The following is an 18965-nucleotide window of genomic DNA, read 5'->3' as shown; positions in this document are numbered from 1 at the left end:
ACATTAATCAATGAATATTTAATAATTCAATTAAATCTATGACTTCCTCATCCATACCTGGTTCAATATACACTAGCTCCGTATTCTCAATAATATTCTCCATTTCTGCTATAACATCATTCTTATCTAAATCATCAGGTGGCGAGAATCCACCGTACCAACGTAATGGGACGTTATATATATTAATCGTGCCGTCTCCATTACCACTATATGTTACTGATCCATCAACTAAGCGAGAGCCGCTAAGCTGGATAACATCCTCTGGATATTTAACGTCGGTATTATCATCAGGATTCAGTGGTTCGCCAGCTGGAATATGTAAAACATTCAATTCATCTATTTCTTGATTTGGACCAAGCTGTAACCAAACTCGAGCATATTCGATTTCCTCTGAAGAATATGTCGACAATGAATTTTCTTCTTCATTGCCTGTTGCAATAGTTGATTCTCCATTGCTAGTTTCTTCTGAAGGTGTTTCAATTGAATCATTCCTTATGGTCTCTTCTGATTCTGCAGACGGCTCTCCATTCTTTGAATTTTCTTCTACTTGATTATTTTCTTTTGGCTCCTCAGTTTCTTTTACTGGTTCTGAAGCCAAAGCATCCTCATTAGTACCTGCGTCTGCTTCTTCGCGCGCACTGTCAGAACACCCAACAAGTAATAGTACCAGCATTAGTAGAGCTACATTGTAATAAAAAATCTTTGTTCCCCTTTTCATTCGATCATTCCTTTCTGCATCTCAACCTTACAAGGGTACAACCTTCTTCATAAAATATTATATATCTCTATCTTTATAAACGCGAAGTTGTTGCCTAAATGAAAAGATTCTAGTGAACCTGACTCTGATTTAAACTTTAAACTATCTACCTTTTCAATTTAAATGAACGCAAGAAATGATTGGAGTATGAAAAAAACAAATAAACCATTCGTCTAGAAAATATCCCCTTTCTTTCAAAACAATTATCCTTTAATTCACCTAAACAAATAGGTATCAATATTTTCATCTCCAGTAATCATATCTTTAATTTTAATCTGATTGTTTTTCACTTCATCTTCCCCAATAATAACGACGTTACGAATCTTTTCTTTGTTTGCTTTATTAAGTGCCTTTCCTAGTTTCTTGTTACTCATTTCATATTCGACTGAAAATCCCTTCTTTCTTAAATCCTTTGCTACCATTAATGATTCTTTTGGAGTGCCCAATGGAACGATATAATAATCTACATCCTGACTGACTTCTAAACGCTTCTCGGAATTACGTATGGCCGTGTAAATTACATCTAAGCCAAATGATATTCCTACCGTTGAGTAGTTTTCATTTGTCCCTAGCAAACCACCAATTGCATTATCGTACCTTCCACCACTGCCAATGCTTGATTTAATAGTTTGATCTGATAAAAACATTTCATAAATGGTACCTGTGTAGATTTCCAAGCCTCTTGCTAAAAAAGGATTAAATACACATTGGTTATCAACACTTAGATAGTCAAGATAGGAATCTAGCTCTTTTAATTCATTTAACCCTTCCCGTACCTGTTCATTTTGGTTAGCGTAAGTTTCAAAATAGTTAAAGGTAATATTATTCTCATCCCTCAAGAATTTCCGAATGGATGCTATCGTTGAATTTGCTAATCCTTGTTCACTTAGCTCAGTGATAACAGCTTCTAATCCGATCTTTTCTAACTTATCAAGTATTAACACTGCTTTATTGCGTTTTTCACTTTCTACACCAAATACTTCAAGCATTCCTGTGAGCAATTTTCGATTGTTATATTGTATAGTTACCTTTAAATCAATCTTACTGAATGCATCAAGAGCCATCACCATTAATTCTGCCTCAGCTATTTGTGACTCAACACCTACAATATCAACATCACATTGCGTGAATTCCCGAAGCCTCCCTGTTTTGATTGGCCCATCTCGAAATACTTTCCCAATTTCATAGCGTTTAAAAGGCATCCTCAATGTGGGGTTCATTGCAACAACCTTTGCAAACGGAATAGTGAGATCATACCGCAATGCTAAATCCCTCTCCCCTCTATCCGTTAATGTATACATTTCCTCTAATATCTCTGCTCCCCCACCATATTTAGAAGCTAATAATTCCGTGTAATTTAATATTGGGGTTTCCAGCGGTTTACATCCATATTGAATAAAGACGTCTTCTAATGTTCTTCTAATATTCCGACGTACAACCTCCGCATTCGACAAATAATCCTGTGTACCTTTTACATTTTGATAATCCATTTTTTTCATGACGCTAACCTCCAAATTTTTATAAAATAAAAAACCGCACTTGATTGAAGTGTAAACTTAATCAAATACGGTTAATGATAAATAGCCTTCCTATTTGCGATTTTTTAAAATCCAATAGCAAGGCTAATTGATATGATGATGTAATTGTGTGAACGAAAGCTTGAACGGAAGCATTTTTACTCACCTCAAAATTTCATTTATTATATCGTGATATTGATTTTATTTCAACCATTATTTCTTATACTTTTCACATAGGTCCACTTATCAGATTTGATATTCTTATATATGTACTTTCCTAACTATACAATAAACTGAGTAAACCATGCTACATACTTCGCACCTGGTATGAACAATAACTGTGCTAAAAGTGTACCCAATAATCGTGATGTCACCATCATTATAGATGCGTTTTTTAAATTAATATAGCTTCCTTTTTTGTTGATCACATCATCTGCAAGGATTGAAATCTTAGGGTCAATAAAAACAATTAGTAAGATAGTTGCCACCCCATTAATTAAACCTGAAGCCATTACAGCCGTAGTTTCCCGCTCAGGTGCAAGCAATGCAGCATATAATGCAGATAATACACCGATTGTATAGATTGCGGTAATCAACATATTAATACAGAATAACTTAATCGGTATATCTCGCCAGTTCATATCTTTCAAATATGTATACCTAGGTAAATGAATATGTTTTTTTGCACGTTTTAAGTAAGGTAATGTAAATCCCTTTCTCATTAACGTCGGGATAGAACCGCGTTCCTCTGCTAAATGAATGATTGCCCGCGAAAAAATAGCAATAAATGTCGGCAATAAAAGTACACCGATAATGGTTCCTACTGTGGCAGAACCAATTAAAATCCGATATTGACTAGCAACGAATTCTAAAGCATTTTCTTTTGGAGCATTATCTATCAAGCTCCCTGTGAAAGGCTGCTGCATCATATTAGCCAACCTCGAAACCATCACCATTACATTAAACAAGGAAAGAGCCGATGCTAATAGTCTTACTCTTGCTCCTGACAAGCGCACTGAATATGCTAAAGTTTCGATTGAATGAATGATTAGGGTAAACAATGCTATCATTATTAATTGTGTTGTAAAATATTCCAAGACATTACCTACTTCATTTTATTTGTTTGAAAGAAAAATCCCGATATCTTCGTATTTGATTTCTTTATTAACTTTACAATACTTTCAATTTTAACATTAAACTCACTAAGTTCAGCTAAAAAAAAATACTGATTTTAATGGAAAACTATCCACCTACTACAACAATCTGTTTCTAAATTAGAAAGGGTAAACTAAAGTATCACTTATTTAATTCCTTAGCTAAAGAATCAATAGCATCCAATACTTCTTGAATATTTTCTTTCGTATTCATTTTGTTACGGGCGTATAGAAGTACGGGTCTAACTGATTCAACCGAGCGACCAAATTCGTACATCCAATCAAATCTCGGAACCATCCACGTATGAAAATGATGTGTTGTATCTTCATTGTAGAAATAATAAACGTACTCAATTCCTAAAACATCTCTCTGAGCTTTTCTTATCTTTGACAGAAGCTGGATGTAATCTATTTTTTCTATCTCTGTTAGTTCATCAAAACATTTGATATGCCGTTTAGAAGCTAAAATTATAAGTCCCTTAATAGGATAAGCAACATCTTGATGCGCGTGAAAATACTCCGTTTCAAATACAATACCACCATCTGGTTCAATCAAATTACTTGTTATTGCACAACTTAAACAAGCAACCTCAACCGTTTTTCCATTTGATAACGTTATTTTTCTCACAGACTTATCCTCCTAGTGAATGCTCCACGGGATATTCTAGTACTTAATAATTGTTAATTATACTTCTAAGTGAATGAACGATTACTTCTGGTCTATCCAGATGAATTGAATGACTTGATTCTTTAGCAAATATCAATTCACTATTTTGGCTAAGTTTAGCTTGGTTGACAATAAGTTCCTGCCACTTCTCTTCCAGTAATCTTAGCTCCCTCTCAGGCAAACCATCCATAGTCCCCAGCTTAATGTTATACTCTTTATCTCGACCAATAACGATTAACGGGATATCAGGAAACTTCCCTAAACTCTTAATTATCTTAGCGTCATTTTTCCAATTTTTAATTTCAGAATACATTGCTTTATAAAGATAAGGATTTATTTGAAAGTCAATTAGCAATTGTTGAATATAGATAGGGAGATGCTTCTGCTTTTCAGTAAGAGAAGGGTTTATTACTTTTCTTAATTCTTCCTGTTCCATAATAGAATAGGAAGAACATTTTTCCATCCACTTTTCATCTGTTCCCTCTTCATCTAAAACAGGCAAATTTAAGTCGTCTAATTCTTTCAAATCAACAGAAGTTGAATCTACTAATACTAATCCCTTAACTTTATCAGGATACTCAATTGCAAAATGCTGAGCGCATAGCCCACCATATGAGTGACCAACCAAAATGACAGGTTCATAGATTTTGAGCTGAGATATGATTTCAGTTAGATCATTCACTACGGCCTGTGTATTACGAATTTCATTACCAATTTCACTTTGACCAAGACCAGGTCTATGAAACATTATGATTCTGTTTGATCTACTTATTGATTCTGTTACCTCATACCATTCATAAAAAGAACAACCCATTCCGATAAGAATAATTATAGGGGTACCTTTATCCCCTTTTTGAAGAATTTCTATTTTGTTATTATTTACTATCAAAAACTTTCTTATATTTCTCCCCCCTAGTTAAAGCTATTTAATCTAAATACCAACCTATTCAATCAAAAAATTCCATATGTGTTTTCTCTTGCTTATAGTAATCCAATCTATCTTGTAATGTCCCTGTATGAAATTCAAATTTATGCCCATCCGGATCCGTAAAATAAATAGACTTTTTATCTCGCTCATCTCTCGGTCGACCTGACAATATATTTACATTTAATCTGTTTAGCTTGTCGTACATCTTATCGAATTCCTGTTCTTCAATTGAAAAAGCAATATGTGTGTAAGAGTGGCTTATTTCATTACGAGGGATATCTTTCTCTTGATTGAGAGCAAGCCACATTCCATTTAAGTCAAAGTAGGCAGTGCTTCTTCCCTTTACTAACAGCTTCGCATCGAATACATTTTGATAAAATGCAATAGACTTTTCTAAATTAGAAACGGAAAATAAAAAATGATTTAGACCTTTTATCGACACCTTTATCACTCCCAAAAAATCTATCCGTTTAATCTATTTAATCATTTTAAGAATATCTTTTGAGTTTTTTATCATACCCAGTAATCCAAGTCCTTTTGTTGCATCTTTTGTTAATTTCTTTTCTGCTATTTTTCTAATTCTTTCATCTGCATTCGAGTAATTTCCAGAGTCAACTATCGGCTGTGGGTCATATTCTATCGCAAGTTGAATAGCTTTCGTTTCATCTTCTCCCACAATTTTATTCACTAGATATAACGCCATGTCTATACCTGCGGAGACTCCTGCAGCTGTTATATACTTTCCTTGTTCAACGACTCTCTCTCTAACTGGTGTAACTCCAAAATCCTTTAGAAGATTGATTGGCTTCCAATGTGATGTTGCTTTTAATCCAGTAAGTAAACCTGCTGAAGCCAGTATCATAGAACCCGTACATACAGATGTAGTCCATTTTGTCGTTTTATCTACTTCCTTGATCCATTTCAATACTTTCTCGTTTTTCATTTCCTTAACAAACGCTATCGTTGAACCCGGTATTATTAAAACATCTGCACTTTTCATATCATCGATGCTATATTTCACATTCAAATCGATAATGCCAGAATCAGCCTTTATTTCACCTATTTTTTCAGCAACAAAGTATACTTCTGCATCCGGCATGTTCCTTAAAACTTCATACGGGCCAATGGCATCAAGCATTGTTATTCCATTATATAAATAGATAATTATTTTCATATCTTCCTCCATTTTTTTAGCTTCGCTACGAAAATACATTTTGCCTTCCCGCTTCTGCAGAATGAACCTTGAAATGTTTTCTCTGAAACCAACATATTAACTTTTACGTTTCAAAGATATTACCATATTAGTTTTACGATCGTAGAAATTATAAAATACGTTATAATTCCCAATAAAAATATAATTATATTCGTTCTGTTTATGTACTTTTGCATCTTCTCCCTCCTCCCACCTATTCATCAATGAACACCTAGAAATTTTGTCTTCAATTCTACTTCTTTTATTTCTTCATTAAAGTAAACCTTATAAGCTTTGGCATTGGGTCTTGAACTAACGATTTCACTTAATTTTTGGTCAATATAATGAAGTGCAACCCCATCATCAGTAGCAATACCAGGTTTTATTTTACTTTTAGCTACAAGATTTTGATATGCAGGTCTTCTATTTAATTCTCCATCATAATGCGGGCAATTGCTGCCCTTTAGGAAACCTAGACAAGTTAATGGCTCAAGACCATCCCCAAATGAATCCGTAACCCCTTCTTCAAACCAACAAATTGAACCAGCACTAATTCCAGCTAATACAACACCTTGTTCCCAAGCCCTTCTTAATATCGTATCTAATCCCCACTCTTTCCATAAAATCAGTAAATTTTTGGTGTTACCGCCACCAACATAAATTATATCGTTCTCTAATAGAAAGCTTTCCAGGTCTCTTGTTTGCGGTTTAAACAATGAAAGGTGTGATGGTATACATATTTGTTTATTAAAGAAGTTATAATACCTTGATATATAGATATCCGAGTCTCCACTTGCAGTAGGAATGAAGCAAATCTTTGGATTTATCTTGCCTGATTGCTGAAGCACATATAAATCTAACAATGAATTTTCTGGCTCCATTGAGAACCCACCGCCACCAAGAGCGATCACTTGTCTCATCTGTTTAATTCCCTCCATTCTCTAGGCTTATTTGATTCAGCTCACCTTTTGGCACAATAGTAATGAAGTTTTAGAAACGACAACTCTTTCGTAAGAACACTAATTAATAAAAATTGTTACGCCTTATTAGCAACAGCTTCAAATGTAATTATTTGACTTGATTTAGTTGGATGTTGTCCATACTTATAATCAGCTGATATTATTATATCTTCGAACCCAATTTGTTCCAGAAGTAGTTTAAATTCTTCAATTCCATACCAACGAACTGGAAATCGTTCTAATTCTGTTTGTAGAAGTTCACCATTACTCCATTTTTCGTACCGATGATGCGATATTGAATATTGGTTTATATAATCAACTTCAACTACTTTATGTTCTAATGTGATAATATAACCATTTTTAGATTCCCAAGTTCTTGTTGAGACTTTGTCAATCTCCAAATCAGTTTGTAAAAAGATATCTAAGATTAGCCTGCCTCCATTAGAAAGATGATTATAAAAATTTTTTAATGCTTGTATTGAATCTTCTCTTCTATGCAATAGCAGAAATGTACCAGTTGGCACAATAATGGCTTCATACTGTGCATCTAATGAAACTGACTCCATTTCCCCTTTAAATAGTTTTTTAGGGATTACCCCTCTTTTTTCACAGTTAGTACGACATATTTTTAGCATTTCTTCAGAAACATCAAAGCCATCAACATACAACCCCTTTTCTAAAAGTGGAATAAGAATTCTACCAGTCCCTACACCTGGTTCAAGTATGCTGCCCTTACAAGCAGCTAATCTATCGCTATAAAATTCTACATCTCCAAATGAAAGACCTATATATTTGTCTATATCGTAAACTTCTGAAGAAATTTTATTATAGTAACCCAGCATATACTTTTCTCCTTTGCTTTTAGCATTTTTAGACTTTACTATTTACTTTCAACTTAAATGTTGAAAGTTTGTCAAACTTAAAATACATTTTTTGTGATAATCTTAATCTATTATCTAAAGTGATCCTATAGGCCGATCAATTAACCATATATTATTTCAAGGAGTTGATATGAATTGATATGGACGACTATTCTCGTTATCGTGATTGGTGCAATTTTAAAATTTTTAACATGTCCCCCAAGTGCACTTGTTGGATGGTTTTTAAGTAAATTCGAACTTCACCCAAAACTTGATTCAAAAGATATTACTGTATCAATTAACGGAAAAGACTTACATATTGAAGAAAAAGATAGATTTACTGACTATTTTAATGAAGCTCTGTTCTTAAATCGTAATCCGATATTCAAAGGAAATGAGAAACTGTTTCTAAATCCAGAAACAGATGTTATTCCATTTGTCATCAACATAAAAGGCAGAAACAAAGAAATGAATTTCTTTGTTTATTGTGACGGTAACGATGACCATATTTTAGTAGTTAAACAACGGAAGAAGAAAGTTGCTTCCTATAATCTTAGATCTGATTATTTACAAAGATTTACTACTTCATACAATAGAATTGAAACAGCTTAAATTTTATTTCTTTGATCTCACCTTGTCTTATTAAATTTTCTATTAAGGACGTAATTGCAAATCTTTATAAACCAAATCCAGTTTATCATATTTTCAAAATATTTATTATCATAAAAATTCCAGGCTTTTATTAGAAACCTGGGATTTAATTTGATAACATAGAGCTTCAAACTTTGCTTTAGATATTAGTTCATATTGCATTACCTTTCTTTATCAATAGTTACACACTTTACAAATAACCCAACTATTGGTTGAAATCAAATTCCTGTTTAAGAATTCCATAATAAACAAGATCTATATAATTATTTTCCTTGATAACTTGATCTCTTAAGACACCTTCTTTTTTCATGCCTAATTTTTCGATAACTCTGCTTGATGCTATATTTGAAGCAAAGCATCGAGCAAATAGTTTATGATATTGTTTTTCAATAAAAGCAAATTCGAGTATAGCTTTAGATGCCTCCGTAGCATAGCCATATCCCCAATATTCTTCCCCCACCCAATAAGCAATTTCACCATTTTCAAACCTTTGATTGTTCGTTAATGCTATTGCTCCATATAATTTTCCAGTAACATTATCTGTAATCGCAAATTCATATAATTTATTATCATTAAAATTTTCAAGATGATTTTCAATCCATGATAAAGCATCTTCTATGGAATATGGATAAGGTAAATATAAAGTATTTTTATAGAGATTGTAATTATTGCAAAGTCTCGTAACTTCTGGAACATCAGATTCATTAAATAGGCGTAGAAGTAATCTATTCGTTTCTAGGTTTTTTTCTGTTTCTTTATAGTTCATTATTTTCCCCCTTTATATCTTCAAGCCCATGCATCAATCTATAATTTAAACTGAGGTATTGCTAGCGATGCCACAAAAATCATTGTAGTACATGGAAGGTGTTCTCTAAGAAAATCTCCTATCTCCAACTAAGTAGAATACCAATTTTGTTAGGTCTTTAATCTCCATTTCAGCAGCATCAAGACCCTATTTTCATTATCAGAAATTAGTATAACCGACGAGATACATTGTTACATAGAGATAGAAAACTGGAAGGCTTGTAATAATAACCCCAGCCCAAAGCCACTTAAAGTGCACAAGCAATCCAATCCCCCAAATAGCAATTAGCCAAAAGAATTCAGGAGCTGAAAATTGAGTCCCATCATAATAATTTTCTGCGATTCCTCCAGAAGCAAAAAATAATGTTAATGGTATTAATAGTATTCCCGTGATCAAAAAGTAAATAAATCGGGATACTCTCTTAATCGTTATCATTTACTGACCAGCTCCTCTTTATTTTCTTTTTTATAACCCTACGATAAATGTATTTGATTCACCGTTAATTTCACAATCACTGTTTCATTTCAATAAATCACGTACATTACTGACTATATAGTTTTTAAATAATAGAAGTTCCGTTTCCTCATAGTTATATACTTCATTTTCGTTCAAATAGCTATTAATCACTTTTTGAATGGAAGGATGCATCTCATTTGGTAAGGATAACAATTCCCAATTACCAGCTTCTTTCTTCGATGAAATAACACCTTCTTTTAGATACCAAAACACCCTAATCATATTTAATGTACAATATACTGGTTTCTTTTTAATATTTTCTATACAGTCTTCAAAATCTCCCATAATAGAAGATATATAGTGAGAACGTGGCACGAAAGGAAAAACTTCTGCAATAGGTTTTCCACCTATACATATTCCTCTGGCTGTAATTATGATTATATGTGCAGCTAAGTCAGGATCGGTTTGGACCTGATCATTTAAATATCGATTTGTTTCCATTTCCAAATCGTATTTATAACGTTCCCTCCAAGATTCACTGTAGTGAAAATCATATGCAGAGGGGTGCTGCCAAATTTTTAATTGTTTTTCATTCAAAATACTTATTTCAATTGGAAAAGGATTCTTCGAGTTGCTTAGAAATAATTGTGCTAGTTCTCTTTTAGTTTCAACAGCCACAGATTCTCTCGTAACAACTATAATATCAATATCACTTTTTATAGGGTTGAATCCCCCCATCGCTAAAGAACCGTGTAAATAAAACCCGATAAATTCATCTTTTAATATTTTTTGGACCTCACGTAAAAGAAGTAAAACAAAAACTTTTATCTCAGATGTACAAGTATTCCAACTATCCATAAAAAATCCCACCTAGTGTCTTATTAAACTAATTCTGTCTGTTTAAGTACACTATTTCCATATCTTTATAAATCAAATTTATTTTATCATATTTTCAAAATATTTATTATCATAAAAATTCCCGGGCTCTTAACAAAAGCCCGGGATTTTATTGGATATGAACACGAAATAGGAAGTGTAATTGAACTAATATAATATTTTGGTTGATGTTTGAACTAATCCCTCGTTAAAATAACTCCTGCAAAATTCCCACCTAATACTTGTTTCTCATTTTGATTCATACATTTGAAAGTTGCCATAATCGACATTCTCTTCGTATCTTTCTTTTCTAGCTTTTCAATCGTTACCGCACAACTTATTGTATCTCCTGTAAAAACAGATCTGAAAAATTCAAAATTCATGGTGCGAGCCAGTACGTTGTAATCTCCACCAATTTTTGTTGGTAATGTAGCAGTTAACAGTCCTTGAACGACAAGTCTTCCTAACTCATCGGGATTCGTATGGTGTTTCCCTTCGTCCATCGATATTTTTGTAAATAGTTCAACCTCTTCCTTTGTAAATGTCCGTTCAAATTGAATAATATCTCCAATTTTTAAATTCAATTAAATTCCTCCTAAGTCATTATTTGGTGGTCATTTAACAAAAAAATCCGAAAATTATTTTTAAATAAAAACCTTAGTTCACCAATCTTTCGGCTTGCTATTCTTATCGATCCATTCCTTTTGCGGATCCGTATAGGGAGCTGTAGCAATTAAATAATTGTTATGCCAGCTTGCTGCTCCGGATCGAATCATTTCATCTATCAGAACTGGGATAAATTCTTCTGCTTGAAGCTTGAAACTGTAGCGCGCAAAATCTTGAAACCAACCACAATTTAATAAGTAATTATCAACCTCATCTTTTTGCAATCCATTTTTCATCATTAATGTAAATGCAAAAATCCTTTTAGAAGCATGCCAAGAAACTTTCTCTGGATCTTTGAGCCACTTTTCAAGTCGTCTCCTTGCTGTATTAATCGAATGAATAGGGTCCTTAATTTGTGGCCCATGCCCGGAATATGCCTGCCTAATATTAAGCTTGGCCACCCGCTCTACACTTTCTAAAGAGCGCTGAATGGATGAAACACCCTCCCTAAAGATGTTCAACCAGCCGACATCATTACTGTGAAAAAGATCCCCACAAATGAATACCTCTTCTTCAGGTTCATATAAAGAAATATGTCCCAGCGTGTGTCCTGGTGTATGCAAGACTTTAAAACTTCTGTTTCCTGTACGAATTTCATCGTTATCAGAAAGCTGCAAATCAACTTCGTAAGGTTCTACAGGCTGATCTAACCATCCAGCACTGCAAGCCTCTGTATCACGAGTATTAATTAAATTTGCTTCCCATTTATGGGCAGCAATTTTCACTCCAAATTTTCTTTGGAGATGAGAATTTCCTCCTACATGATCACTATGATAATGCGTGTTCACAATCAAATGTAATCCTTCTGGGGAAATGCCTGCATCTTTAATGATTTGCTCTGTTTCTTTTGCCTCACTTCCAAATCCTGTATCAACAAGGATTGGAAATTGATCCTTGATAAGAATCATATTTGCACTTGGGAATTTTCGCTCATAGAAAATAATTTTAGGATGTTTCATAAATTCATCCTCCTGAAATTTAGGTGATGTATAAAGATTCTCCTCATTTTAAATAAGACATATACTCAAATGCTGTTATTCCATATACACTTTTAAAGTGCTTGTTTAAATGCGTTAGATCTACAAAACCATATTCAGCTACTGCCGCATAAATATCTCGTTTTTCATCTATTAACTGCTTAGCACGTTCAATCTTGTAATTCAGAAAGTATTGGTATGGCGTAATTCCAGTATGAGATTTGAACAACCTGATAAACTGAAATTTTGATAGATTTAACTCACTACTAATCGCTTCCAATTTAAGGACTTTTCCCAAGTCCGAATGAAGTATCTCTTTCGCCTTTTTTATTAATTTATGATCTTTCTTAAAATCTGCCGAGAGATCTGTTTGTATTAGACTATCTGTGAGGGAGTAGAATAATTCACTGCACAACGCCTCATCTTTTCCGCTGGATATTGCATTGGCTAGATTTAAGACGCTTTGTTCAAGTTTAAAATCATACACAATGGGAGTCCGGAACAATACGATTTCTTTTTTTCCAGTTACCTCTAAGAGCAATTGTGGATTAATATATAACATGACATAATCAAGACCATTCTCATCATGTGCCATTCCGTCATGTACTTGTTCGGGATTAAAAAGCATAACACCATTCGGATATGATAACTGTAAGCTGCCATCTAAATGATATTGTTGGATGCCACGCAATGTAACACCGATTGCATATTCTTGATGAGCGTGCTTTTTATACTTAAACTCTGTGAAACTAGCTGACAACGCCATGATTCCTGCTGCTTTTTTATATATAAATTTATCCACTTGACTCACCTCTTGTACGCTGTCCTATATCCAGATCATGACTGTAGCATAAACTAGACTTAATGCCATGATTACATGAACAACCTTATTATGCTTTTGTAGAAACTTCTTGAAGATTGCACCGAAAAGAACCCATATAATAAATGCTAATAAACCTATGATCGTTATAACTATAACACTTATCGTTACCGCTGGCATGTCGTTATAATATGGCAAAATAAAGCTGGGAATGACAGTCATTGTAAATAGTACTACTTTTGGATTTAAAAATTGCATCAGAAAACCAGTAGTAAAGGTTCCTGTTTTATTGTCCTTTGTTTCGGATGTATCCATTTTATAAATTTGGTAAGAAAGATATAACATATAAACAGTTCCGATAATCTGCATACCAATTAAAATTTTTGGTATGACCGTTAACAATACCGTATTCAACATAGCTGAAATTCCTAGTAACAATCCAAAAGCAATCGTTGCTCCATACGTATACTCCATTGCTTTTTTGGATCCGTAATTATGTACGGTGGATAAGATGACGATATTCGTAGGCCCTGGGGTCACCGTCACAATAAAGCAGTATATAATAAAAGATGTAATATCCATGATGAAAACTCCTTTTCAAGTTTGTAGTTTTCATATAAATATACATCTAAAGGTTTTATTGGATATAGTATATTATTGCAGGACTATGTAACAAAGTGGAAACTCTTCTGATACACTTGCATTAAAATGTAGACGAGGATTTTCTGATAAAGAAAGGAGAAACACGTTACTTTTAAATAAGAACATGTTTCTCCTTTCTGGCATTCTGCTCTGCAAGTTCGTTTTTCATTATCGAAAATCGACATACAAAATTGACTTTTGCTACCTGTAAAACCTAGACCCTCAGTGAGCCACGGAATCCCCTTGCACCATAGTAAGAATCTGCACCATTATGATAAACAAAGACAGTGTCGTAACGGCGATCACAAAATAGAGCTCCACCAAGTTTTCTAATGTTAGCAGGGGTTTGCACCCAACTCGATGTTTTCTTATCGACATCTTCAAGTTTCTGCAGCTCGCGATATTGTTCTTCTGTTAAAAGTTCAATTCCCATGACTGTTGCCATATCCATAGCACTATTTTCTGGTTTGTGCTTTTTCCTAGCCTCCAGTGCCTCACGGTCATAGCAAACACTCCTGCGACCTTTTGGACTTTCCGCTGAACAATCATAAAAAATATACTCATCCGTCTCTTTAACATAACCAACAACATCTGGTTCACCACTGCTTTTTTCCATTTCATTTAGAGACCAAAGCTTTTGGGGATTGGCATCCAGCTTTGCTTGGACATCCTCCCATTCAATCCCTTGATGGCGATGCATGTTTTTCTCAAAACGAGCTTTCAATACGTTGAGTAGTTCTTCACGCTCTTCTGAAGCTATGTCCTTGTTAACGCTGTTTGTATTTTTCTGTGTCATATGTTTCCTCCTAATAGATAGATTCAGTTTACAAATCTATTCTTGTACATTAATTAATGTAATTCATCATTTAGCATCATTGTATCAAACTTTTTATAAATTAGGACCTCTAATTATTTTCATTAGAAACCCTAACTTGTCCTATCTGGATTCCTCTTTTATAGCATTTCTTAATTCAACTGTCCTTATTATCTTTTGACTGTAAAAAGACGAGATTTCTTCTATTAGTTTTTCAATTGTATAGTTTCCATTTCCATTTTTGAAAATATCTATATTAGCATATATTAATTTCAAAAATGCTTTGGCATCTTCCTCTGTTAGATTATCCACCGCATTTAACGTATCTTCAAACTCTGACGTATCTGCTGTATCTTTCAATTTAAGCCCTCCTAAGTCTCCTAATACACTGCTCAGAAAAGATTTAATTCATATTTTCTTTTAATTTGACCAAGTTATACCACCGCACTCCACCATGCTTTGATTCCGAAACACCATGGTTAGCAAATCCAAGTTTTTCATAAAAAGAAACTAATTCCTGTTTGCAGGTTAATGTGATTCCCTCCCTATCATTTTCTTTTACAACCTCTTCCATTTTCTCCATTAATATCTTTGCTATTCCTTGATTCCTTGCATGTTTGGACACCGCTAATCCTAAGATACTCTGATAACCGCCTTTTGTCTGATTTTCCTTAATTTGCTCAAAAAGGTCATCGGTTATATACGGTTGGTGAATAATCGGACCATTAATATAACCAAGTAGCTCTCCTTCTCTTTCCGCCACAATAAACGTATCGGGTATCAGTTGAATCCTCTCGATAAATGCTTCTTTTGTAGCAGCCTCTTCTTTTGAAAAGCCTTCATTCTCAATCTGTAACAGCTGCTCTAAATCTGTCGTTCGCACATTTCTTAATGATATCATCTTGCCTTTAACCTCTTTCCTAACTAGGTACAATAGTTGCTCTGTTAGTAACTTTTCTAGCTTAATATGGGTCGTTTTTCATATAGCTTATCAAGAAACCTCTATCCTCAGGAAAAGATAAATCGATTTTCTTTAAATCATCTATGTTTTTCCAAGCAATATCATAAATTAAATTATCTGGATCTTGGATTTTTCTTTTCCCGCCAACAATTCTCACTAAAAAGTAATGGACCTCAAACGAAATGTTATTTTCATTATAGCAGCCCTTTTTCTGGTTTATTTCATCCACTACTATCGCTACGTCTATTTATTATTAACCATCTTCATCTATTTCCCAAGTTACGAGAAAGCTTCCTTTGACATCATCCCCCGTTACAACCATACTGTAAACACCAGAATCCTGAACCTCTAATTTCACCTTCTTCTCACTAACTTCTGTCATTCCGATTACATTATTTTTCCCACTCAGGAAATGAAATCCATGTCCACCCCCATTTGTATTTTTAAAATCATGAAAAACGGTAATGGCTTGACCTTCCTTTACATGAAATGGTATTTCATGTTTTCCATTAAAATATTCAAATGTTGCTATATATGTATGATCACTTCTTACCTCAACCCACTGTTCCTTTTCCGTAAAGTCAAAATTCATTAGCATGGTAACAAATAAAGGCGCTATGATCACTGCATATTTAAACGATTGAAAACGGAAAGAATTATAAGCCCCAACATAAAATATGATTGAGCACAACGCTCCGACTGTTCCAGCAATGAGCATTATGACATTTATCTCACGTACGATGAAAAAAGCATAACCTGCAACGACATAGAGCAAGATTTTTACAGAAAAGTGTTTCTTGGAAATCTTATATGTAAGTAAATCAATAATTATGGAACACAAAATGCCGTACACGTAAACAACGAACCATAGAAATCCATGAGATATTTCTTCAACAAACTCATACAAATCAAAACCAGTTGAAATTAATAGATAACCAGACATTACGAGATATAAAAATCCAGCACCTGCTAGCTTTGTAGTCAGGTATAGAAATGCTTTTATTAGGTTTTGTTTAAGCAATATTAGAACACCTCCTCTGCAAAAAAACACCTTCATGATGTGAACCTAATGAAGCTAAGCCTATAAACTATAAAGATATCCTATTTCTTTAAAGACTTAAAATACTCATCTACTTCATTAAGGACATTACCCTCTCCATTTAAAAGTAGTCGAAGCACTACCGCTTGATGATAGCCCACAATAAATACCTTTTCTATCTAAGTGCATACATCCAATGTTAGTTATCTTATCTGTTTGAATAATACGAGACATAATAAAATCTGAATTAGATTTTGGAACCTTTTTACCACTATCTTTATTAAAAATATAAAACTTCATGATGACCTCCTAAGGATTCATGATAATTCTATATTGTTGTTTAGAGACAAATTTCTAAGATGATTTTATCGAGTAAACTGCTTGTTCAGCACCAAACCTGATAACCTTGTATTCTAATTGCATTCCTAATTTTTCTAAGAGCTTGCAAGAACTTTTATTAGCTGTTTGTGTTTCAGCAACTATCTTTTTTAGTTTTAAATCATTTAGTGCGAAACGAATAATCAATTGTACTGCTTCTTTCCCATATCCTTTCCCCCACCAATTTGGCAATAGTTGATATGAAACTTCATGAAATATACCATCATGATGCAAACCTAAAGAAACTAAGCCAATAAATTTATCTTTTTGTTTTTCTCTAACCACCCAGTAAAAAGCATTGTCAGGAGGATTCAGCATACTATTTAACGCCCCTGAGATTGATACTTCATCGCGTATACCACCGAGGTATTTTCTTACATCCTCATTCAAAAATAGTTTTTTCACATCGGCATGATCTGTTTTCTTAAAGACATTCATACAACATCTCTCCGTTTCAAACAAATCTATTCACTCCTCCGACTATTTAATTATATTTAATTACACATACTATGACTCTAAAAATCTCACTTCTATATTTACTTTCGTTTTCTTTTAAAATAATTCTGTAAGAACCTTACGCTTATTTTATCATAATTATTTGAAAATTAATCTCAAATTAAGACTTCAAATACATCCATTTTGCTGTCCTGAAACCACAAAAATTGCCTTACCACCTAATCTGGCAAGGCAATCGGCTATATAATCTTTTTCCATATATCTTGATTGAACTGAAGTTTCAGTTTGCTATTACGATACAAACTAGGTTGGTTTTCGATTAACATTACCCGTGTTACATACTTTTTTATTCTTGGCATTACATAGTTAAGTCTCGCTTTATCTCTTCCTAGATAATCGAATGAATAAAATGCAACTAAATCAATAGTTTGATCCGTATTCATAAGATATTTAATTAATTCATTTAAGCCAGTACGCATAAGGTTTTGATAGCCAAGGTCTGAAAATTTCTTAACTACTTCAAAATTTTTTTCATGCAAGTGCTTTATAATATCATCCTCTATTTCAGCAACATTACAATTTTCTTCCATAATTCTTTGAGAGTACAATATCGCCTTTTTATAATTATGACTAGACATTGTATACCATCGATCCTTTATTAATCAATTTAGATATAAGTAATTTCCAATTTGATTAATAAATATACGGAATCGATGATTTTAATTATGGTAATCGCTACTACCCACCTATAACTTTAATCCCAATATAAACAGCCATCCCCCATATAATAAATGCTGATACTTGATTGAATCGCTTCACCAATTTGCCAGTTGAATCAACCTTTCCAAAAAGTCTCCCTGCAGTTGCCAATCCGAAGAACCAAATCCAAGAAACACCAATACAAGATACAGTAAAAACCACTAAATTATATCCGTTATATGTCAATGAATTGGGTCCAATCACTGCTATAATATCAATAATAGCATGGGGATTAAGCAACGAAACGGAGGCTGCAAATGTAATCTGGCGCTTCGTAGTAAAATATACATGCTTGTTTTGTTTTTCTCCTTTTTCAATATCGTTTTTTAATATAGACCACCCCATATAAACTAGAAAGAAAAATCCAATTATAAATATCAGATTCGTTAGCCACTCAAAACGAAACACAATTATCGATACACCTGCAACTGCTAAAATTATTAAAATCGTATCACAAATAGCCGCTGTTAAAATGGCTGGTATTGTTCTTAGAAATCTTTCGTGTGTAGCTCCTTGATTAAAAATAAATACATTTTGTACCCCAAGAGGTAAAATTAAACCTAAAGCTAATGCTGCTCCATGAATAAACGCTTCAATCATCACTTTTCCTCCTTCTGTCTATGAAAACATT

At 33.5% G+C, this 18965-nt stretch carries 26 protein-coding genes and 1 pseudogene; 1 reads left to right on the top strand and 26 read right to left on the bottom strand.

Annotated features, from left to right (window positions below):
* Positions 1-7: 7 nt before the first annotated feature.
* From MHH64_RS08065 to MHH64_RS08025, 9 genes are all read right to left on the bottom strand, one after another.
* Entirely contained in the window at positions 8-718 is a 711-nt protein-coding gene (locus MHH64_RS08065) for a hypothetical protein (RefSeq protein ID WP_340003034.1), read from the bottom strand.
* A gap of 254 nt (positions 719-972) precedes the next feature.
* Positions 973-2256 (bottom strand): histidine--tRNA ligase, encoded by a 1284-nt coding sequence (locus MHH64_RS08060; protein ID WP_340003033.1) that lies wholly within the window; start codon positions 2254-2256, stop codon positions 973-975.
* Between the two features lie 299 nt (positions 2257-2555).
* Positions 2556-3344, bottom strand: a complete 789-nt coding sequence (locus MHH64_RS08055; protein WP_303447866.1) for a lipid II flippase Amj family protein — start codon at positions 3342-3344, stop codon at positions 2556-2558.
* Positions 3345-3570: 226 nt separating this feature from the next.
* Complete coding sequence (locus tag MHH64_RS08050) at positions 3571-4056, bottom strand: diadenosine tetraphosphate hydrolase (protein WP_303447684.1); 486 nt, start codon at positions 4054-4056, stop codon at positions 3571-3573.
* 43 nt (positions 4057-4099) lie between these two features.
* Positions 4100-4984 carry an alpha/beta fold hydrolase gene (locus MHH64_RS08045; protein ID WP_340003032.1) on the bottom strand — a complete coding sequence of 295 codons (885 nt, stop codon included), beginning with the start codon at positions 4982-4984 and terminating at the stop codon, positions 4100-4102.
* A gap of 58 nt (positions 4985-5042) precedes the next feature.
* Complete coding sequence (gene fosM, locus MHH64_RS08040) at positions 5043-5465, bottom strand: FosM family fosfomycin resistance protein (RefSeq protein WP_340003031.1); 423 nt, start codon at positions 5463-5465, stop codon at positions 5043-5045.
* 33 nt (positions 5466-5498) lie between these two features.
* The gene (locus MHH64_RS08035; RefSeq protein ID WP_340003030.1) at positions 5499-6197 is read right to left on the bottom strand and encodes a DJ-1/PfpI family protein; all 699 of its coding nucleotides are present in this window, start codon (positions 6195-6197) and stop codon (positions 5499-5501) included.
* 239 nt (positions 6198-6436) lie between these two features.
* Positions 6437-7135 carry a peptidase E gene (locus MHH64_RS08030; RefSeq protein WP_340003029.1) on the bottom strand — a complete coding sequence of 233 codons (699 nt, stop codon included), beginning with the start codon at positions 7133-7135 and terminating at the stop codon, positions 6437-6439.
* 116 nt (positions 7136-7251) lie between these two features.
* A complete protein-coding gene (locus MHH64_RS08025) occupies positions 7252-8016 on the bottom strand; it encodes a methyltransferase domain-containing protein (RefSeq protein ID WP_340003028.1) in 765 nt (254 codons plus the stop codon).
* A gap of 174 nt (positions 8017-8190) precedes the next feature.
* Here MHH64_RS08025 and MHH64_RS08020 point away from each other — a divergent pair, with 174 nt between their 5' ends.
* Complete coding sequence (locus tag MHH64_RS08020; RefSeq protein ID WP_340003027.1) at positions 8191-8646, top strand: YfmQ family protein; 456 nt, start codon at positions 8191-8193, stop codon at positions 8644-8646.
* Positions 8647-8890: 244 nt separating this feature from the next.
* Here the strand turns inward: MHH64_RS08020 and MHH64_RS08015 are convergent, their stop codons facing one another.
* The 17 genes and pseudogenes from MHH64_RS08015 to MHH64_RS07935 all read right to left on the bottom strand — a co-directional run bounded on the left by MHH64_RS08015 (position 8891) and on the right by MHH64_RS07935 (position 18931).
* Positions 8891-9451, bottom strand: a complete 561-nt coding sequence (locus tag MHH64_RS08015) for a GNAT family N-acetyltransferase (protein ID WP_340003026.1) — start codon at positions 9449-9451, stop codon at positions 8891-8893.
* A 38-nt stretch (positions 9452-9489) separates the two neighbouring features.
* Positions 9490-9634: pseudogene (locus MHH64_RS08010) on the bottom strand (RidA family protein); the annotation flags it as partial.
* A gap of 15 nt (positions 9635-9649) precedes the next feature.
* Positions 9650-9925 (bottom strand): hypothetical protein, encoded by a 276-nt coding sequence (locus tag MHH64_RS08005; protein WP_340003025.1) that lies wholly within the window; start codon positions 9923-9925, stop codon positions 9650-9652.
* A gap of 84 nt (positions 9926-10009) precedes the next feature.
* The gene (locus MHH64_RS08000; RefSeq protein ID WP_340003024.1) at positions 10010-10804 is read right to left on the bottom strand and encodes an aminoglycoside adenylyltransferase domain-containing protein; all 795 of its coding nucleotides are present in this window, start codon (positions 10802-10804) and stop codon (positions 10010-10012) included.
* Between the two features lie 215 nt (positions 10805-11019).
* Complete coding sequence (locus MHH64_RS07995; protein ID WP_340003023.1) at positions 11020-11406, bottom strand: enoyl-CoA hydratase; 387 nt, start codon at positions 11404-11406, stop codon at positions 11020-11022.
* A 78-nt stretch (positions 11407-11484) separates the two neighbouring features.
* Complete coding sequence (locus tag MHH64_RS07990) at positions 11485-12447, bottom strand: MBL fold metallo-hydrolase (protein WP_340003022.1); 963 nt, start codon at positions 12445-12447, stop codon at positions 11485-11487.
* A gap of 43 nt (positions 12448-12490) precedes the next feature.
* On the bottom strand, positions 12491-13267 hold the full coding sequence (locus MHH64_RS07985) for an AraC family transcriptional regulator (protein WP_340003021.1): 777 nt from the start codon (positions 13265-13267) through the stop codon (positions 12491-12493).
* Positions 13268-13291: 24 nt separating this feature from the next.
* Positions 13292-13867, bottom strand: a complete 576-nt coding sequence (locus MHH64_RS07980; RefSeq protein ID WP_340003020.1) for a LysE family transporter — start codon at positions 13865-13867, stop codon at positions 13292-13294.
* A gap of 274 nt (positions 13868-14141) precedes the next feature.
* On the bottom strand, positions 14142-14723 hold the full coding sequence (locus MHH64_RS07975; RefSeq protein WP_251659628.1) for a DUF4256 domain-containing protein: 582 nt from the start codon (positions 14721-14723) through the stop codon (positions 14142-14144).
* A 141-nt stretch (positions 14724-14864) separates the two neighbouring features.
* Entirely contained in the window at positions 14865-15101 is a 237-nt protein-coding gene (locus MHH64_RS07970; protein ID WP_340003019.1) for a hypothetical protein, read from the bottom strand.
* 43 nt (positions 15102-15144) lie between these two features.
* Positions 15145-15642 (bottom strand): GNAT family N-acetyltransferase, encoded by a 498-nt coding sequence (locus tag MHH64_RS07965; RefSeq protein ID WP_340003018.1) that lies wholly within the window; start codon positions 15640-15642, stop codon positions 15145-15147.
* Positions 15643-15703: 61 nt separating this feature from the next.
* Positions 15704-15931, bottom strand: a complete 228-nt coding sequence (locus tag MHH64_RS07960) for a hypothetical protein (protein WP_095312754.1) — start codon at positions 15929-15931, stop codon at positions 15704-15706.
* 24 nt (positions 15932-15955) lie between these two features.
* Positions 15956-16723 carry a hypothetical protein gene (locus MHH64_RS07955; protein WP_251659624.1) on the bottom strand — a complete coding sequence of 256 codons (768 nt, stop codon included), beginning with the start codon at positions 16721-16723 and terminating at the stop codon, positions 15956-15958.
* Between the two features lie 126 nt (positions 16724-16849).
* The gene (locus MHH64_RS07950; protein ID WP_303447695.1) at positions 16850-17041 is read right to left on the bottom strand and encodes a hypothetical protein; all 192 of its coding nucleotides are present in this window, start codon (positions 17039-17041) and stop codon (positions 16850-16852) included.
* Positions 17042-17095: 54 nt separating this feature from the next.
* Positions 17096-17581 (bottom strand): GNAT family N-acetyltransferase, encoded by a 486-nt coding sequence (locus MHH64_RS07945; protein WP_340003017.1) that lies wholly within the window; start codon positions 17579-17581, stop codon positions 17096-17098.
* Positions 17582-17814: 233 nt separating this feature from the next.
* Positions 17815-18213 (bottom strand): hypothetical protein, encoded by a 399-nt coding sequence (locus tag MHH64_RS07940; protein ID WP_340003016.1) that lies wholly within the window; start codon positions 18211-18213, stop codon positions 17815-17817.
* A gap of 100 nt (positions 18214-18313) precedes the next feature.
* Positions 18314-18931 carry a LysE family transporter gene (locus tag MHH64_RS07935; protein ID WP_340003268.1) on the bottom strand — a complete coding sequence of 206 codons (618 nt, stop codon included), beginning with the start codon at positions 18929-18931 and terminating at the stop codon, positions 18314-18316.
* Between the last annotated feature and the right edge of the window lie 34 nt (positions 18932-18965).

Source organism: Oceanobacillus sp. FSL K6-0127 (genome assembly GCF_037983385.1).
In the GTDB taxonomy this organism is placed as follows: Bacteria; Bacillota; Bacilli; order Bacillales; family Amphibacillaceae; genus Oceanobacillus; species Oceanobacillus profundus.
The sequence above is the reverse complement of the archived record's forward strand: the minus strand, read 5'-3'. Positions and strand labels throughout refer to the sequence as shown.

What these genes read in the sequence shown, in the direction of transcription:
- MHH64_RS08065 (WP_340003034.1), bottom strand. Translation starts at nt 718, where the DNA reads ATGAAAAGGGGAACAAAGATTTTTTATTACAATGTAGCTCTACTAATG.
- MHH64_RS08060 (WP_340003033.1), bottom strand. Translation starts at nt 2,256, where the DNA reads ATGAAAAAAATGGATTATCAAAATGTAAAAGGTACACAGGATTATTTG.
- MHH64_RS08055 (WP_303447866.1), bottom strand. Translation starts at nt 3,344, where the DNA reads ATGATAGCATTGTTTACCCTAATCATTCATTCAATCGAAACTTTAGCA.
- MHH64_RS08035 (WP_340003030.1), bottom strand. Translation starts at nt 6,197, where the DNA reads ATGAAAATAATTATCTATTTATATAATGGAATAACAATGCTTGATGCC.
- MHH64_RS08030 (WP_340003029.1), bottom strand. Translation starts at nt 7,135, where the DNA reads ATGAGACAAGTGATCGCTCTTGGTGGCGGTGGGTTCTCAATGGAGCCA.
- MHH64_RS08025 (WP_340003028.1), bottom strand. Translation starts at nt 8,016, where the DNA reads ATGCTGGGTTACTATAATAAAATTTCTTCAGAAGTTTACGATATAGAC.
- MHH64_RS08015 (WP_340003026.1), bottom strand. Translation starts at nt 9,451, where the DNA reads ATGAACTATAAAGAAACAGAAAAAAACCTAGAAACGAATAGATTACTT.
- MHH64_RS08005 (WP_340003025.1), bottom strand. Translation starts at nt 9,925, where the DNA reads ATGATAACGATTAAGAGAGTATCCCGATTTATTTACTTTTTGATCACG.
- MHH64_RS08000 (WP_340003024.1), bottom strand. Translation starts at nt 10,804, where the DNA reads ATGGATAGTTGGAATACTTGTACATCTGAGATAAAAGTTTTTGTTTTA.
- MHH64_RS07990 (WP_340003022.1), bottom strand. Translation starts at nt 12,447, where the DNA reads ATGAAACATCCTAAAATTATTTTCTATGAGCGAAAATTCCCAAGTGCA.
- MHH64_RS07980 (WP_340003020.1), bottom strand. Translation starts at nt 13,867, where the DNA reads ATGGATATTACATCTTTTATTATATACTGCTTTATTGTGACGGTGACC.
- MHH64_RS07975 (WP_251659628.1), bottom strand. Translation starts at nt 14,723, where the DNA reads ATGACACAGAAAAATACAAACAGCGTTAACAAGGACATAGCTTCAGAA.
- MHH64_RS07965 (WP_340003018.1), bottom strand. Translation starts at nt 15,642, where the DNA reads ATGATATCATTAAGAAATGTGCGAACGACAGATTTAGAGCAGCTGTTA.
- MHH64_RS07950 (WP_303447695.1), bottom strand. Translation starts at nt 17,041, where the DNA reads ATGAAGTTTTATATTTTTAATAAAGATAGTGGTAAAAAGGTTCCAAAA.
- MHH64_RS07940 (WP_340003016.1), bottom strand. Translation starts at nt 18,213, where the DNA reads ATGTCTAGTCATAATTATAAAAAGGCGATATTGTACTCTCAAAGAATT.